The organism is Pedococcus dokdonensis, assembly GCF_900104525.1.
Taxonomy (GTDB): Bacteria; Actinomycetota; Actinomycetes; order Actinomycetales; family Dermatophilaceae; genus Pedococcus; species Pedococcus dokdonensis.
In genome coordinates this window covers 1,927,183-1,942,888 of sequence record NZ_LT629711.1, presented here as the reverse complement: position 1 = coordinate 1,942,888, position 15,706 = coordinate 1,927,183, and the positions used below count along the sequence as shown (strand labels likewise).

Annotated in this window: 11 protein-coding genes and 1 pseudogene; 4 read left to right on the top strand and 8 right to left on the bottom strand. The window is 72.0% G+C overall.

All coding sequences use genetic code 11. The features are described from left to right. From BLQ34_RS09185 to BLQ34_RS19015, 4 genes are all read right to left on the bottom strand, one after another. Positions 1 to 771 carry a LamB/YcsF family protein gene (locus tag BLQ34_RS09185; RefSeq protein ID WP_091784354.1) on the bottom strand — a complete coding sequence of 257 codons (771 nt, stop codon included), beginning with the start codon at positions 769 to 771 and terminating at the stop codon, positions 1 to 3. Next, on the bottom strand, positions 768 to 1,295 hold the full coding sequence (locus tag BLQ34_RS09180; protein WP_091784351.1) for a hypothetical protein: 528 nt from the start codon (positions 1,293 to 1,295) through the stop codon (positions 768 to 770). Before BLQ34_RS09180 ends, BLQ34_RS09185 begins: the two co-directional genes overlap by 4 nt. Next, complete coding sequence (locus BLQ34_RS09175; protein WP_091784349.1) at positions 1,292 to 1,519, bottom strand: hypothetical protein; 228 nt, start codon at positions 1,517 to 1,519, stop codon at positions 1,292 to 1,294. Before BLQ34_RS09175 ends, BLQ34_RS09180 begins: the two co-directional genes overlap by 4 nt. Before the next feature lie 97 nt (positions 1,520 to 1,616). Beyond that, positions 1,617 to 1,775, bottom strand: coding sequence for a DUF6131 family protein (locus BLQ34_RS19015; RefSeq protein ID WP_091784347.1), 159 nt, complete (start codon positions 1,773 to 1,775; stop codon positions 1,617 to 1,619). Positions 1,776 to 1,996: 221 nt separating this feature from the next. Here BLQ34_RS19015 and BLQ34_RS09165 point away from each other — a divergent pair. Together BLQ34_RS09165 and BLQ34_RS09160 are read left to right on the top strand one after the other, a co-directional pair. Then, positions 1,997 to 6,885: pseudogene (locus BLQ34_RS09165) on the top strand (NAD-glutamate dehydrogenase). A gap of 61 nt (positions 6,886 to 6,946) precedes the next feature. Then, a complete protein-coding gene (locus BLQ34_RS09160) occupies positions 6,947 to 7,600 on the top strand; it encodes an MOSC domain-containing protein (protein ID WP_231961541.1) in 654 nt (217 codons plus the stop codon). Positions 7,601 to 7,614: 14 nt separating this feature from the next. On the opposite strand, the gene BLQ34_RS09155 is transcribed toward BLQ34_RS09160, so the two are convergent. Beyond that, a complete protein-coding gene (locus BLQ34_RS09155; RefSeq protein WP_091784343.1) occupies positions 7,615 to 8,094 on the bottom strand; it encodes a hypothetical protein in 480 nt (159 codons plus the stop codon). 99 nt (positions 8,095 to 8,193) lie between these two features. Between BLQ34_RS09155 and BLQ34_RS09150 the strand changes: the two genes are divergently transcribed. Next, a complete protein-coding gene (locus BLQ34_RS09150) occupies positions 8,194 to 9,687 on the top strand; it encodes a sensor histidine kinase (protein WP_091784341.1) in 1,494 nt (497 codons plus the stop codon). Positions 9,688 to 9,752: 65 nt separating this feature from the next. On the opposite strand, the gene BLQ34_RS09145 is transcribed toward BLQ34_RS09150, so the two are convergent. Then, a complete protein-coding gene (locus tag BLQ34_RS09145; protein ID WP_091784338.1) occupies positions 9,753 to 10,001 on the bottom strand; it encodes a WhiB family transcriptional regulator in 249 nt (82 codons plus the stop codon). A gap of 412 nt (positions 10,002 to 10,413) precedes the next feature. Between BLQ34_RS09145 and BLQ34_RS09140 the strand changes: the two genes are divergently transcribed. After that, positions 10,414 to 10,824 carry a hypothetical protein gene (locus BLQ34_RS09140; RefSeq protein WP_231961520.1) on the top strand — a complete coding sequence of 137 codons (411 nt, stop codon included), beginning with the start codon at positions 10,414 to 10,416 and terminating at the stop codon, positions 10,822 to 10,824. Between the two features lie 29 nt (positions 10,825 to 10,853). Here the strand turns inward: BLQ34_RS09140 and BLQ34_RS09135 are convergent, their stop codons facing one another. Both BLQ34_RS09135 and BLQ34_RS09130 read right to left on the bottom strand, forming a co-directional pair. Further along, positions 10,854 to 11,264 carry a PPOX class F420-dependent oxidoreductase gene (locus BLQ34_RS09135; RefSeq protein WP_197674811.1) on the bottom strand — a complete coding sequence of 137 codons (411 nt, stop codon included), beginning with the start codon at positions 11,262 to 11,264 and terminating at the stop codon, positions 10,854 to 10,856. Then, a complete protein-coding gene (locus tag BLQ34_RS09130) occupies positions 11,261 to 15,595 on the bottom strand; it encodes an FtsK/SpoIIIE domain-containing protein (RefSeq protein WP_091784332.1) in 4,335 nt (1,444 codons plus the stop codon). The genes BLQ34_RS09135 and BLQ34_RS09130 overlap by 4 nt, the downstream gene beginning before the upstream one ends. Positions 15,596 to 15,706 lie beyond the last annotated feature (111 nt).

Sequence of the window (15,706 nt, the reverse complement as noted above, 5' to 3'; positions counted from 1 at the left end):
CTAGTCGCTCGGGGTGACGAAGGGCCGCAGCTCGACCCCCGCGGCCTCGAGCCGGGACCGCACGGCGGTGGCCATCGAGACCGCGCCGGGGCTGTCGCCGTGCACGCAGAGCGACCGGGCACCGACCCTGACCACGGCGCCGTCGGCGGCCTCGACCTCACCGGCCACCACCATCCGCACGGCCCGCGCTGCCACCGCGTCGGGGTCGCGCAGCACGGCGCCGTCCTCGGACCGCGGGACGAGCGTCCCCGAGGCCGTGTAGGCCCGGTCGGCGAACGCCTCGGTCACGGTGGCGAGCCCGGCGGCGCCCGCCGCATCGAGCAGCGCCGACCCCGGCAGGCCGAGGAGGGGAAGCGTCGGGTCGACCCGACGGACCGCCTCGACGACGGCCTCGGCTTGCGCCCGGTGGTGCACGACCGCGTTGTAGAGAGCGCCGTGCGGCTTGACGTAGCGGACGGTGGTGCCGGTGGCGGCGCAGATCCCCTGGAGCGCGCCGAGCTGGTAGACCACGTCGGCGGTCAGGTCGGCCGGGTCGAGGTCGATGAACCGGCGCCCGAAGCCCGCGAGGTCGCGGTAGCCGACCTGGGCCCCGACGACCACCCCGCGCTCGGCGGCCAGCTCGCAGACGCGCAGCAGCCCGCGCGGGTCGCCGGCGTGGAAGCCGCAGGCGACGTTGGCACTCGTGACGACGTCGAGCATCGCCTCGTCGTCGCCGAGCGTCCACCGGCCGAACGACTCGCCGAGGTCGGCGTTGAGGTCGATGGTGGTCACCGGCGCAACGCCCCGGCGTGCGCGGCCAGCACGGCCTGCGACTCGCGCAGCGTCGCGGCCAGCCGCCGGCGGCGGGTCGCCACCAGTGAGGCGAGCGCGTCGAGCTCGGCCTGCAGGTGCTCGCGAGCGGCCAGCTGCTGTGCGCTGGCCGCTCCGTCGGCGACCCCGCTGACGCCCCAGGCCGTGGTCACGACTCCGTCGTCATCGACTCGCAGGCCGGCGCGCGTGGCGCGCGCCTCGATCCGTCGACCGTCGGCCACCGCCTCGGCCAGGTCGGCGGCGTGGGACTGGAGCGCGGCGCCGACGCGGTCGACCTCGCTGGCTGCCACCGCCGTTGCCGCGCCGAGGGCGTCGACCCGTCGGCGGACCCGGACCGGCAGCGCAGTAACCCCCTGGTCGGCGGGATGGACGAGCCCGTCGGGCCCGCGCCGCCTCCGGTCGGCCACCCGCAGCGTGGTGGCGAGCTGGCGCAGGGTGCCCCCGAGGTGCGAGCAGGAGGCCGGGTCACCGGTCACGGCGCTCACGACGGCACCCGGAGCGCCAGCTCGGTGGCGGTCGCGTCGATCTCGCGCAGGAGGTCGGCCAGCTGGTCGACCCAGCCGTCCACGACGGCCTGGGTCTCGCGGTCACCCACCGTGGGGAACTGGGCGAGCACCTCCTCGGCGGCTGCCCGGACGCACTCGCGCAGGGGCTCCAGGTCCGCTCCGAGCAGGAGGGGACGGGCGGGGTCGACCCGGGCGGGCGGCATACCGGTCACTGTAGTGAAGGCAAGGGAACGGCCCCCGGAGTTACCCACATGCTCGCGCAGGGGCACTCCGGGGGCCGTTGGCCCCTCACAGGTCCGATCAGTACCAGTGCTTCCTGCCACCGATGGCCCGACCGGTGCCGCCCAGGATGGCCAGCACGAGGCCGACCACGATGAGGATGGCGCCGATGGTCACCAGGATCTTCAGGCTGCTGACGAGCAGACCGAGAATCAGCAGGATGATGCCGAGGACGATCACGTGGAGCTCCTTTTGTCAGGGGATGCAAACACCTCACCTCATCACACATTCGCCAGAAAATGCACTTTGACCTGCGAAAACGTTCCGGGTATGGGGCCGAAGGGGCGGGGTGTGCCGCGTGCGACGGGTGAGCGATAGTCTCGGCAGGGGCCGCACGGCGTGGTGCGACCACCTGCACGATGACCGTGCACGACGACCGAGTGAGGATGTAGTCGACAGCCATGTCTGCGTCGCTGGAGCAGTCCCGTCAGCAACTCCTGCACACCGCCGCGGAGCGCGCGGACCACGGCGGGGGTGAGGCGGTCGAGAAGTTCCTGCGGACCTACTACCGACACGTGGCCACCGAGGACCTCCTGGCCCGCGCGCCCGAGGACCTGCTCGGCGCCGCGATGGCCCAGCGCGAGCTCGCGAAGGACCGTCCCGTCGGCACGGCCAAGGTCGAGGTGTTCAACCCCGAGGTCGAGGAGCAGGGCTGGGCCAGCGGGCACACCGTCGTCCAGGTGGTCACCGACGACATGCCGTTCCTGGTCGACTCGGTGAGCGCCGAGCTGCAGCGGATGGAGCGGGCCGTGCACCTCGTGGTGCACCCCACCATGCGCGTCCGGCGCGACGCCGCGGGTCGGCTGGAGGAGGTCGTCCTCGACGGCAGCGGGGGCGCTGGTGGAGACACCGGCTCCGACGGCTTCGGGCTGGTCCGCGAGTCGTGGATGCACCTCGAGATCGACCGTGACAGCAACCCCGAGGACCGTGCCGCCATCGCCGAGGGCCTGCGCCGGGTGCTCGGCAACGTGCGTGAGGCGGTCGAGGACTGGCCGAAGATGAAGGCCACCTGCTCGCAGGCCGCGCGCGACCTCGCCGACTCGCCGCCCACCGGCATACCGGCCGAGGAGGTGGAGCAGGCCCGCGGGCTCCTGGAGTGGTTGGCGGACAACCACTTCACCTTCCTGGGCTACCGCGAGTACGCGCTGCACCGCGGGGCCGACCAGGACAAGCTCGAGGCGGTGCAGGGCACCGGGCTCGGGCTGCTGCGATACGACCGCACCGGGGACGGGGTCCTCCTCAGCGAGCAGGCCAGGGCCGTGGCGCGCGCTCGCGAGCTGCTCATCATCACCAAGGCCAACTCGCGGGCGACGGTGCACCGCAACACCTACCTCGACTACGTCAGCGTCAAGCAGTTCGACGCCGCGGGTGAGGTCACGGGGGAGAAGCGCTTCCTCGGCCTGTTCACCTCCAGCGCCTACACCGAGTCCGTGACGCGGGTGCCGGTGCTGCGCGACAAGGTAGCCGCGATCTTCCAGCGCACCGGCTTCGCGGCCGACTCTCACTCGGGCAAGGACCTGCTCGAGGTGCTCGAGAACTACCCGCGCGACGAGCTGTTCCAGGCCGACGAGGAGATGCTCCTCGACAACGCGACGACCGTGCTCCACCTGCAGGAGCGGCGCAAGACCAAGCTCTTCCTGCGACGCGACCGGTTCGGCCGGTTCGTGTCCTGCCTCGTCTACATCCCTCGCGACCGCTACAACACCGGCGTCCGCCTGAAGATGGAATCCATTCTGCGACAGGCATTTCCGGGCGCGACGGTCGACTTCACGACCCGGGTGTCGGAGTCGGTGCTGGCGCGGCTGCACTTCGTGGTGCGCGTGCCACCCGGCGAGTCGATCCCCGCGATCGACGAGGCGGTGCTCGAGCGCCAGCTGGTCGACGCGACCCGCACCTGGGACGAGGACCTCGGCGAGGCCGCGCGCGCCGAGCACGGCGAGGAAGCAGCAGCGCGGCTGTCCGGGCTCTACGGTCGGGCCTTCCCGGAGGCCTACAAGGAGGACTTCACCTCCCGCGTGGGGGTCGCCGACATCCGCCACATGGACGCGCTGGACGCCGACGACGCCACCGGCCTGAACATGTACCAGGAGCCCGGTGCCCCCGCGAACGAGCGCCGGTTCAAGCTCTACCGTCGCAGCCCCCTGTCGTTGACGCAGGTGCTGCCGATGTTCACCCACATGGGTGTCGAGGTCGTCGACGAGCGGCCCTACGAGATCTCGCGCGGCGACGGGGTGGGCCTGTGGGTCTACGACTTCGGCCTGCGGGTGCGTGACGACAAGGTGTGGACCGGCGACGGTGGCCGCGACCGGCTGCGCGAGCTCTTCCAGGATGCGGTCGGCGCGGTGTGGCGGGGCGAGGCCGAGTCCGACGGGTTCAACGCGCTGGTCCTCGGTGCCGGGCTGACCTGGCGCCAGGTCGTCATCCTGCGCACCGTCGCCAAGTACCTGCGCCAGACCGGGTCCACGTTCTCGCAGGACTACGTCGAGTCGGCCCTGGTGTCCAACCTGCGGTTGGCCGCGAAGCTCGTGGCCCTCTTCGAGGCCCGCTTCGACCCGAGCCGGTATGCCGGTGTGGCGGGTGCCGATCGCGAGGCCGAGCAGGCGTCGCTGTGCGACCAGATCACCAAGGACCTCGACGAGGTCAAGAGCCTCGACCACGACCGGATCATCCGGGCCTTCCTCGGCGTCATCACCGCGACGCTGCGGACGAACTTCTACCAGGCGGATGCGACCGGGGCGGCAAAGAGCTACGTGTCGCTCAAGCTCAACCCGAAGGCCGTCCCCGACCTCCCGGCACCGCGGCCCCAGTTCGAGATCTTCGTCTACTCCCCGCGCGTCGAGGGGGTGCACCTGCGGTTCGGGCCGGTGGCCCGCGGCGGGTTGCGCTGGTCCGACCGGCGCGAGGACTTCCGCACCGAGGTGCTCGGCCTGGTCAAGGCCCAGATGGTCAAGAACGCCGTCATCGTGCCGACCGGGTCGAAGGGTGGCTTCTACGCCAAGCAGCTGCCCGACCCGACCGTCGACCGCGACGCCTGGCTGGCCGAGGGAATCGCCTCCTACAAGGTGTTCATCTCCGGGCTGCTCGACCTCACCGACAACCGCGACGGCGCCCAGATCGTGCCACCGCCGTCGGTGGTGCGGCACGACCCCGACGACTCCTACCTCGTGGTGGCCGCCGACAAGGGCACCGCGACGTTCTCCGACATCGCCAACGGCGTGGCCCAGTCCTACGGGTTCTGGCTCGACGACGGCTTCGCCTCCGGTGGCTCGGCCGGCTACGACCACAAGGCGATGGGCATCACCGCCCGTGGCGCGTGGGAGTCGGTCAAGCGGCACTTCCGCGAGATGGGCCACGACACCCAGACCGAGGACTTCACCGCTGTCGGCATCGGCGACATGTCGGGTGACGTCTTCGGCAACGGCATGCTGCTCTCGGAGCACATCCGGCTGGTGGCTGCCTTCGACCACCGGCACATCTTCATCGACCCGAATCCCGTTGCGGCCACGAGCTTCCCGGAGCGGCAGCGGCTCTTCGACCTCCCGCGCTCGTCGTGGGCCGACTACGACACGTCGCTCATCTCGACCGGTGGCGGCGTCTTCGACCGCTCGCTCAAGTCGATCGCGATCACCCCGGAGATGACCGAGGCACTGGGCCTGCCCAAGGGCGCGACGTCGATGACCCCGGCCGAGCTGATGAAGGCGATCCTGCTGTCGCCGGTCGACCTGCTCTGGAACGGCGGCATCGGCACCTACGTCAAGTCGGCCGGGGAGAGCAACGCCGACATCGGCGACCGGGCCAACGACGCGATCCGTGTCGACGGCGGGCAGCTGCGCTGCAAGGTCGTCGGCGAGGGCGGCAACCTGGGGCTGAGCCAGCTCGGACGGATCGAGGCGGCCCTGCACGGAGTGCGGGTCAACACCGACGCCATCGACAACTCCGCCGGCGTCGACACCTCCGACCACGAGGTCAACATCAAGATCCTGCTGACCTCCCTGGTCAAGGGTGGTGACATGACGCTCAAGCAGCGCAACACCCTGCTGGCGTCGATGACCGACGACGTCGCCGCCCAGGTGCTGCGCGACAACTACGAGCAGAACGTCCTGCTCGGCAACGCGCGCGCGCAGGAGCACCCGATGCTCCCGGTGCACCAGCGGCTGATCCACTGGCTGGAGGAGCGCGGCGACCTCGACCGGGCCCTCGAGTTCCTGCCGTCCGACACCGAGATCGACCGTCGGTTCGCAGCCGGCCTCGGACTGAAGTCGCCGGAGTTCTCGGTGCTGGTCGCCTACGCCAAGCTGGCGCTCAAGGAGGACCTGCTGCCGTCGGAGCTGCCCGACGACCCGTGGTTCCAGGCGACCCTGACCGACTACTTCCCGGCGGCCCTGCGCGAGCAGTTCGCCGACGAGCTGGCCGAGCACCCGCTGCGTCGCGAGATCATCACCAACTCGGTGGTGAACTCGATGGTCAACCGGGGCGGCATCACCTTCGCCTTCCGTGCGATGGAGGAGACCGGCGCGACACCGGAGCAGATCGCGCGGGCCTTCGTGGTGTGCCGCGAGATCTTCAACCTGCCGGACTTCGTCCGCGAGGTCGAGGCGCTCGACAACGTCGTCTCCACCGATGTGCAGAGCCAGCTCTATCTCGAGTTCCGGCGTCTGATCGACCGGTCGATGCGGTGGTTCCTCACCTCGCGTCCGTCGCGGCTCGACGTCGCCAACGAGGTGGCGCGGTTCGGTGACGTGGTGCGCGAGTTCGCCCACAGATCCAGGACCTGCTCAAGGGTGCGGAGCTCAAGCGCTTGCAGCGCAACGCCTCCGGGCTCGAAAAGGTCGGAGTGCACGAGGACCTCGCGCTTCGCTCGGCGAGCCTGCTCGACCAGTTCTCGCTGCTCGACATCGTCGACATCGCCACCGACACGGGAGAGTCGCCGGCCGACGTGGCCCCGCTCTACTTCGTGCTGTCGGAGCGGTTCGGCATCGATGCGATGCTCACGCGGGTCACCAACCTCCCGCGTGACGACCGGTGGGACGCCCTGGCCCGTGGCGCCCTGCGCGACGACCTGTATGCCGTGCTGGAGAGCCTGGTGCGCTCCGTCATCGACGCGTCCACCTCCGGCGCCGCGCCGTTGGCGCGCTACGAGGAGTGGGGCAAGGCCAACGCGGAGAGCCTGGCCAGGGCCCGGACGGCGCTCAGTGGCATCGAGCGTCTCGACAAGCCGAACATCGCGGCCCTGTCGGTGGCCCTGCGCACGCTGCGCTCGGTCATCCGCTCGGGTGCGGCGACGAGCTGAGGCGGCCATCGACGCCATACCTCTCGTCGTCGTCGCGCTGCACCGGTTCCCGGTCAAGGCCATGGGTGTCGACGCGGTGCAGTCGGTCGCGGTCGACGAGCGCGGGCTGCTCGGCGACCGGGAGTGGGCGGTCTACGACTCGGCGCGCAAGCTGGCCACGGGCAAGCACTCCCGACGGTTCCGGCGGATGGATCCGGTCTTCACCGCGTCGGCCCGCCGCGACGGTGACGACACCCACGTGACCCTGCCCGGTGGGGTCACGGTGGTCGCCGGCACTCCCGAGGCGGATGCGGCGCTGAGCGAGCACTTCGGCGAGCCCGTCTCGGTCCGGCGCGAGACCGACATCCAGCACCAGGACGGTGCGACGTTCTCGATCGTCGGCACCGCCACGCTCGAGGAGCTCGGTCGGCACGAGGGCGACGGACGACCAGTGGACCCACGCCACCTGCGCACCAACGTCGTCGTCGCCACCACCGAGCCGTTCGTCGAGGAGAGCTGGCTCGGGCGCGAGGTCCGAATCGGTGCGGTCGTCGTGCGGGTCACCGAGACGACCGAGCGCTGCCGGATGGTGGGCGTGGCCCAGGTCGGCCTGGCCGAGCGACCCGGCATGCTCAAGGCGATCAGCGAGCACCACGACCTCAACGCTGGCGTCTACGCGACCGTGGTCCAGCCTGGCACCATCTCCCTAGGCGACGAGGTGGCGCGCGGGGCCTGACCGGGCCGGGTTGCTCAGCCCGCCAACGCCGCGGCGACGACGGCGAGGACGACGACGAGCGCGACCAGGCCCAGGGCCACCCACAGGCAGCCCATCCCCGGACGAGGTTGCTTGGTGAAGCCGATGTTGCCGCGGGCGAACTGGTGCACGGGCGAGGCGTACCAGACCTCGACGACCTGGCCGGGGGCCACCGTCGTGTCGATCCCGGCCTGGCCGTAGGTGCGCATCCACTGGGCGTCGACGTCCACGTGGTTGGCTCCGACGTAGACGGGCAGGTCCTGCACGCCATAGCGGGACGGCACGGGGTAGCCGTTGATCCGCACCCGCGGGGTGAGGGCGTTGGCGGTCCACATCGACCCCTGGATGGTGAGCCGGATGGTGCCCAGGGCCGGCTGGGCCGGACCGGCAGGCTGGCCGGGCTGGGCCGGCTCGAGCTGGGCTGGCTCGGACGGGGGCACCTGGGACGGGGGCACCTGGGACGGGGGCTCGCTCATGAGGGACGAGGCTAGGGGACACCTGGCCGACAGCAGCGTGATTCGCCGATCACGAGCCTGCGCGTCGGGCGGTGGTGGCGGGCCGATTAGGCTTCCGGCGTGCCCACGCTCAACGAGGTGCTCCAGTCCGCCACCGACCTCGCGCCCGCCGAGGTGGAGTGGCTGCAGCTGCTCGTCGGCGACTGGCAGCTGATCTCGGACCTGTCGTTCGGCGACCTGGTGCTGTGGGTGCCGGGTGGTCTGGAGGGCTGGCTGGCCGTCGCGCACGTGCGACCGACGACCGGCCAGATGGTGTTCTTCGAGGACGTCGTCGGCCGGCGGACGCACCGGGGTCGGCAGTCGCTGCTCGACCAGGCCTACCTGGACCAGCGGATCGTCCGGGAGAAGGACCCGATCTTCCGCGACGACATGCCGGTCCGGGAGGAAGCCATCCCGGTCGTGCGCCAGGGCCGCGCACTGGCGGTGATCACCCGCCATACCAACCTTGCCGCGATGCGCACGCCGAGCCGGCTGGAGCTGACCTACCAAGCGCTGGCCGACGCGATGGCGCGGATGATCGCGGCGGGGGAGTTCCCGAACACCTCGGCGCCCACCGGTCAGCGGCGTGGTGCGCCGCGCGTGGGTGACGGCGTGATCCGGTTGGACGTCAACGGGATCGTGTCCTACGCCAGCCCCAACGCGCTCTCGGCCGTGCACCGGCTCGGCCACGTCGGTGACGTGATCGGCGAGCTGCTCGCCAAGGTGGTGGCCGACCTGCTGCGCGACGAGGCGCCGGTCGACGAGTCGCTGGCGCTGGTGGTCACCGGGCGGGCGCCCTGGCGCACCGAGGTGACGTCCCGTGGCGCGAGCGTCTCGATGCGGGCGATCCCGCTCACCGAGGGCGGCAACCGGATCGGTGCGCTGCTGCTCCTGCGCGACGTCTCGGAGCTGCGGCGTCGCGAGCTCGAGCTGCTCACCAAGGACGCGACGATCCGCGAGATCCACCACCGTGTGAAGAACAACCTGCAGACCGTGGCGGCGCTGTTGCGGCTCCAGGCCCGTCGGCTGCCCGAGGGCGAGGCCGGGCGGGTGGCGCTGGAGGAGGCGGTGCGCCGGGTCGGGGTGATCGCGCTGGTGCACGAGACACTGAGCCAGGGGTTCGACGAGACGGTGGACTTCGACGACATCGCGGTGCGCGGGCTGCAGGCGATCACCGAGGTGGCCAAGATCGAGCACCCGATCAGCTCGCAGCTGCACGGGTCGTTCGGCACGCTGCGGGCCGAGGACGCGACGGCGCTCGCGATGGTGCTGTCCGAGCTGATCCAGAACGCCGTGGAGCACGGGCTCGCCGAGACCGGTGGGGGCACGGTCGAGGTGACGGCGCAGCGCAGCACCGACGACCGGGGCGACGAGCTGCTCACGGTGACGATCACCGACGACGGGGCCGGGCTGCCCGGCGACTTCAAGCCCGGTGGGTCGGGGCTCGGCACCCAGATCGTGCAGTCGCTGGTGCAGGACCTGCGGGGCCGGATCAGCTGGGACGCAGCAAAGCCGCGCGGTACGCGGGTGCGTTTCATCGCGCGGCTTCGGCCACTGGGCAGGGACGGCGGCTGAGCGCGGTCCCGGTCTCTGCAGTTGTGGGTGGTGCGGGCCGCCCACGGGCGGCGGGGTGGGCTCGGTCAGCCGGCGCGGCGAGCGCGGGCGTTGCGGCGCTTGAGGGCGCGGCGCTCGTCCTCGGACATGCCGCCCCAGACGCCGGCGTCCTGGCCGGACTCGATGGCCCACTTCAGGCAGGTGTCGACGACCGTGCATCGCCGACACACGGCCTTGGCCTCCTCGATCTGGAGGATCGCCGGGCCGGTGTTCCCGATCGGGAAGAACAGCTCGGGGTCCTCGTCGAGACAGGCAGCGCGATCGCGCCAATCCATGAACGGTGCTCCTTGTAGTGCAGGGGGACTCCCGCCCGCGCGGTGCGGCCCAGGGATTGCGGACCTCACGGCACGGACGCGACGTTGCGGGGGTGTGCTGGGGGTCGTGCTCCTGAGCGGGTCAGGGCCGAGCGGCAAAGCCTAGCGGACCCATTTCCACACAGGGTGAAACGCGTGCGCACCCATTTTGGAGGGGTTGACGCACTTCTGCCAACGGGTTGCCGGGTGTTTCTGTTCCAGCGTGACGCATGTGTCCCGGATTCGCGAGGCCCAGCGCTAGATATCCGGCCGGTAACGGTGAGGTTTTGGTCACATGTCGGACGCGCGGGCCGCTCCCGTCCCATGGGGCAACCCTTCGCGCACCCGGTATGCCGCGTGCGCGCCTCCCGCGCGCGGGCCTAGCCTGAGTGCCGTGACCAGTCCGGCTCCCGCTCCTGCCCGCCCCCGCGACCCGTTCCGGACGGTGGCAGCCGGGCTCTGTGCCCTCCAGGCGCTCGCGCTGGTCGGGTTCGTCGGGTTCTACCTGTGGGAGCTGACCCAGGACGACGCCGACGACACGACTCGGGTGGTCATGTCGGCCCTGCTGATCCTCGTCTTCGCAGTCGGCATCGCGGCGCTGGCCCGCGGCTGGGTGCGCGGCGACAACTGGCCGAACACCCCGACCGTGGTCTGGAACGCGCTCCTGCTCCCCGTCGGGTGGAGCCTCGTGCAGAGCGGCCGGGGAGTGGTCGGCGCGCTGGTCATCGTCGTGGCGCTGGCCGGCATCGTCGCCGCGATCAAGGCGGACACGACGGACGAGGACGCCGACCCCGTCGACGACTGAGGCGGCGACGATCCGCGGCCCAGGTCGGCTCAGGCGGCGTGGTCGGCCGGCCGGATTCGCAGCATCACCCGCGACCTGTTGCCGCGCTTCAACAGCTTCTCGAGGCGCATCACCAGCTTGTACTCGAGCCCGTACTTGTCCCCGAGCACCGCGTGCAGCCGGTCCATCGCCGCGGCACCCTCGACGACCTCAGCCACACCCGCCACGGGAGTCGCCGAGTCGTCGACGTCGCCGCGGCGTGTCGACGGCCTGAGCTCGATGCGCTGGTCGTTGCGCAACCGCTTCACCTTGCCGCTCCCGCTCGGTGTCGTCACGACGAGCGTGTCGCCGTCGCGCCCCACCCAGACGGTGGTCGGCACCGGCTTGCCGGACTTGCGGAACGTGGTGAGGGAGACGAACTTCTCGTCCCCGAGGGCGGCCAGGTCAGGAGTCAGGGTCACTCCCCGACCGTATGCGAGGCGACCTGGAGGGGCACGGCGACCCCGGGTCGCACCAGGTATCCACGCCCGGGTAGGGCCGCCCGATCCACCGTCACCCGGGCCGCGAGCAGGTCTGCCGCGCTGGTGCTGGTCGGCCCCAGCAGGATCCCGCACCCGTGCCGTGCGACCTCGATCGCCAACCCTCGGTACTGCAGCGACAGGGTGTCGTCATGCGCACCGACGACGACCAGCCCGCCGTCGCGATCGACCAGCCCGGCCAACTCGCGCAGCGCGCCGCCGATCGACGTGTCAACCAGGTCGTCGGCATCGTCCACCACGATGGCGAGGTCGGGGTGCCGACGTCGTTGCTCCAGGAGGTCGGCGACCTGCTGCGGATCGGTGCACCACGACAGGCGCGGGTCACCCACGAGGCCTGCCCAGGCGTCGTTCGGCCGCGCGACGGCGCACACCGGTCGTCCCTGGTGGAGCAGGCCTGTCGCGATGGTCGTCAGCGAGGTGCTCACTCCGCTGCGGCGCCCGCCGACGACCGCCCACCTCCGGCCGACCCGTCCCGGGTCGAGCCCGAGTGGGGCGAGCTCGTCGCCGCCCACACCCACCCACACCGTGCCTTCCGTCGGTGCCGGGCGGGGCAGGCTGTCCAACGCCACGCGGTCGGGCAGCGCATCGATCCGCCACGGGAGTCGGCCGGCGCCCGACCAGTCGGTCGCGAGCTCGCGCTCCGGCGGCAGGGCGAGCTGGACCTCGCGGCCATCGGCGAGGAGCCCGCGGCCGGGTGTCAGGTCGACCGGCTTCGACCTGGGCGGCAGGCCCGCGAGGAGGAGGTCAGTGGGGTCGTCGACCCTCAGCACGACGCGGTGACCGAGCGCCGCGGCAGCCCCACCCACGAGCAGGCTGCGTCCACCCGCGACGGCAGTGGTCAGTCCCGCGCCGACGCCGTCGCGGACCAGCCCGAGCAGCCTCGTGGCCAGCCGACCGCCGTCATGGTCCGCGGTGCGCTCTGCCAGGAGCTCCCAGTCGTCGATCACGAGGAGAAGGGCGCCTGGCGTCGTCGCGTGCGCACGTCTTTCGTCGACTGCAGCCGCCAACCGGTCGACCAGGCGCGAGAGTCGCGCGAGGTCGTCGACGGCCACGTGCGCGCCGCAGTGCGGCAGGGACTGCAAGGTCGAGAGAGAACCCGCACTCACGGCATACACGTGCAGCTCGTCCGGTCCACAGGCGGAGGCGGCCGAGCCGACGAAGGTGAGCAGTGCGGTGGTGCGCCCACTCCGCGCGGCGCCCGCGAAACCCCAGGCGTGCGGCTCGTCGAGCGAGACGGTCAGGGGCGGCTGACGCTGCCGTCCGGGTTCGTCGACGAGCCCGATCGGGAACTGTCGCGGCGTTGCCGTGCGCGGCAAGGCTGCGGCCACGATGCGCCGGGGAAGGGCAGGCAGCCATGGGTTGGCCGCTGGCCGGGCGCCGACCGCGGTCGCAGCGCCCTGCACGGCGGCGACGACCACTGCGAGGTCGGAGCGCTCCTCGACGATCGGGCCGGGTGGGGCGGGCCACGGTTGCGGTGCGTGGCCCCACGGCAGTCTTCGCACCCGTATGCCGTCCGGCCGGGTGCGAGTGGTCGTGGCGCCCGGGTGCGCCACCTGGACGGCGAGCAGGTCCCCGCCGCCGGTGCGCACCAGCGCTCGCCCCGGGGTGGCCGGGTCGATCGTGGCGGCGTCGGGGGCCTCGAGCACGTCGAGCGAGTCGGCGCGGTCCCGCAACCTGAGCCCGATCCGGAGGTTGAGGTTCGCCTTGATGTCAGCAGTGACCACACCTGCGGGACGCTGCGTCGCGAGGACAAGGTGCACGCCCAGCGAGCGCCCCAGTGAGGCGATCGAGACCATGCCGGTGACGAACTCGGGGAGCTCCTCGGCGAGGGCGCGGAACTCGTCGACGACGATGACGAGCCGGGCGAGTGCGGGCGGGCGAACCGACGGAAGTGATTCGTAGGCAACGAAATCCGACACCCCGGCGGCGGCCAGTGTCCGTTCGCGGTGCTTCAGCTCCGCGCGCAGGCTGACCAGGGCCCGCGAGGCCAGGTGCTCGTCGAGATCGGTGACCAGGCTCCCGACGTGGGGGAGGGCGGCGAGGTCACGGAAGGCGGCCCCTCCCTTGTAGTCGACCAGCACCATCGAGAGGTGCTCGGGCCGGTTGCGCACGGCCAGCGAGGCCACGAGGGTGCGCAGCAGCTCCGACTTGCCGGCTCCGGTCGTGCCGGCCACCAGGACGTGAGGACCGTCGCCGGCGAGGTCGACGACGTGGCGACCGTCGCTGGTGTGCCCGAGGGGTATCGCCGTGCTCCGTGGTGCCAGGGACCAGCCACGGGCGACGTCCTCGCTGGTCAGGGAAAGGTCGTCGCCCGAGCCGCCGGGTGCGGCGAGCAGCTCGAGGAGACCGACCTGTCGCGGGGGCGAGGCGGCCGCCGCCCCGGGTGTGGCGTCACGCAGCGGTGCGAGGCTGCGGCTGAGCCGATCGGCCCACCACGGACCGACCTGGTCGGCGGTCAGGGGTTGTGGCGCCTCGCCGAGCCGGTGCAGGCGGGGGGCCTCGGGCGCGGTCAGGTCGAGGACCGCCGCAGTCTCCGACGGCAGCCCGGCCCGGTGGTCGGCGGCGGCCACGACGTGGATGCCGACCCGGGGTCCGCGGGCGAGCACCTCGGCCAGGTCGGGCAAGCCGCGCAGCGCAGCCGCGTCATCGAGCAACAGCACGGTGCGCGGGCCTGCCCAGGCCGCCCCGGGCGGCTGCGCGCGGTGCCGGTCCCGCACCGTGGCGGCCAGCCCGGCCAGCCTGGTCGGTGCCGTCGGTGCCGTCGGTGCCGTCGGTGCCGCGCCCGGGGCGCCCTGCCCCAGCAGCCAACCGCCCTGAGGGACGCCTTCAGGCGAGCGCACGTGCGGCAGCCTGGCGAGCCACGACCAGTCCTGCTGGGCCGCGGCGGTCCCCGTGAGGAGGGCGAGGCTGAGGTCGAGCGGCGAGTGGAACGTGACGAGCTGTCCCACGACTGAGCGAAGAACTCCGAGGACTGTCTCCCGCCTTCCGCAGATGCCGACGACTCCGAGCTCGCCCACGGCAAGCGTGCAGGGAACCCGGTGCAGCAGTGGCGGTTCCGCCGCATCCGCGCCGGTCGGATCGGTGACCCGGACCGCCGCGGGAGTGCTGCACCACCCGACGGCCACGACGAGCGCGTCCGGGTCGTCGATGCGTCGTTCCCAGAGTCGGGCCGTCGGAGTCGACGCGATCGTCAGGACCTGGGCCGGGTCCGGCAGCGCCTCGTCGAGGGCTGCTTCCTCGGCCCGGCAGGCCCGGTCCACGGCCTCCTCGGCCGCCCGGAGTCGACGCTCGTACGCCGCGTGCTCGGCGGCATACCTCCGTCTGGTGGTCACGCGGTCACCGAAGGCGGTCCCGGCCATCATCAGCGGGCTCATCACCGCAAACGCGAGCATGGTCGGCCCGAAGAAGACGGCGAGGAGGGCCGCCACCGGGAGCGGGAGGGCCATGGCCACCCACGGCAGGCGGCTCGTCGAGGGCGCTGTGGGTGCGTCGGGAAGCGTGACCGACCGCGCGGGCGACGCAGCCCGGAGCCGGGGTCGGCGGTTGATGGCGATCGTTCCCTCGCCGCAGGCGCGCGAGGCTGCCGGGACGTCATCTCCGGTGCGGATCCGCACCAGGCTGTCACCGATGCGGATGGTCGCCCCCAAGGGCGCCGGCGTGGGAGAGCCTCCGACCGGTGTGCCGTCGAGCTCGGTGCCGTTGGTGGACCCGCCGTCGGCCACCGTGATCGCATCCGCGGTGATCTCGAGCAGGGCGTGCACCCGGGAGAGCGCGGCGTCCTCGATCAGGATCGAGGCGTCGGCGCCACGCCCGAGCGTGTGGCGACCCAGCCCGAGCTGGCTTGTGCGGCCGGCGTCGGGACCGTGCGTCACGGCCAGCCACATCGCGAACCGTGGCACCGGCACACCGGCGCTCGCCGGCGTGGTGAGGCCGGAGGAGACCGTGACCGCGGCCCCGTCCAGCAGGGGAGCCGAACCCACCAGGGAGGTGGGGTCGACGACCTTGCCGGCGACCGAGATGGTCGTGGCGACCAGACCCGCGGTGCGAGGTCGCCCGGTCGTCTCTGAAGTGACGAACACGGCGCCCAGAGCCGTCGCCAGCTCACTCGCGGTCGAGCCGGTCGGGGCCTCGACCTCGACCTCGACCACTTCACCCTGGACCGCTTCACCCTGGACCGCTTCACCCTCGCCCGCCGCGCCCGCCGCGCCCGCCCGGCTGCCGAGGCCGTCGACGACGGTGAGCTGGAGGCGCATCCGCCGACCGTAGGCGGAGCGCAGTGGCTCGCGGCCAGCTCATCCACAGCTGTGGACAACCGACGTCAAGCAAACGGCAACTCATCTAAAGTGCCGCAAACGAAGTCAGAA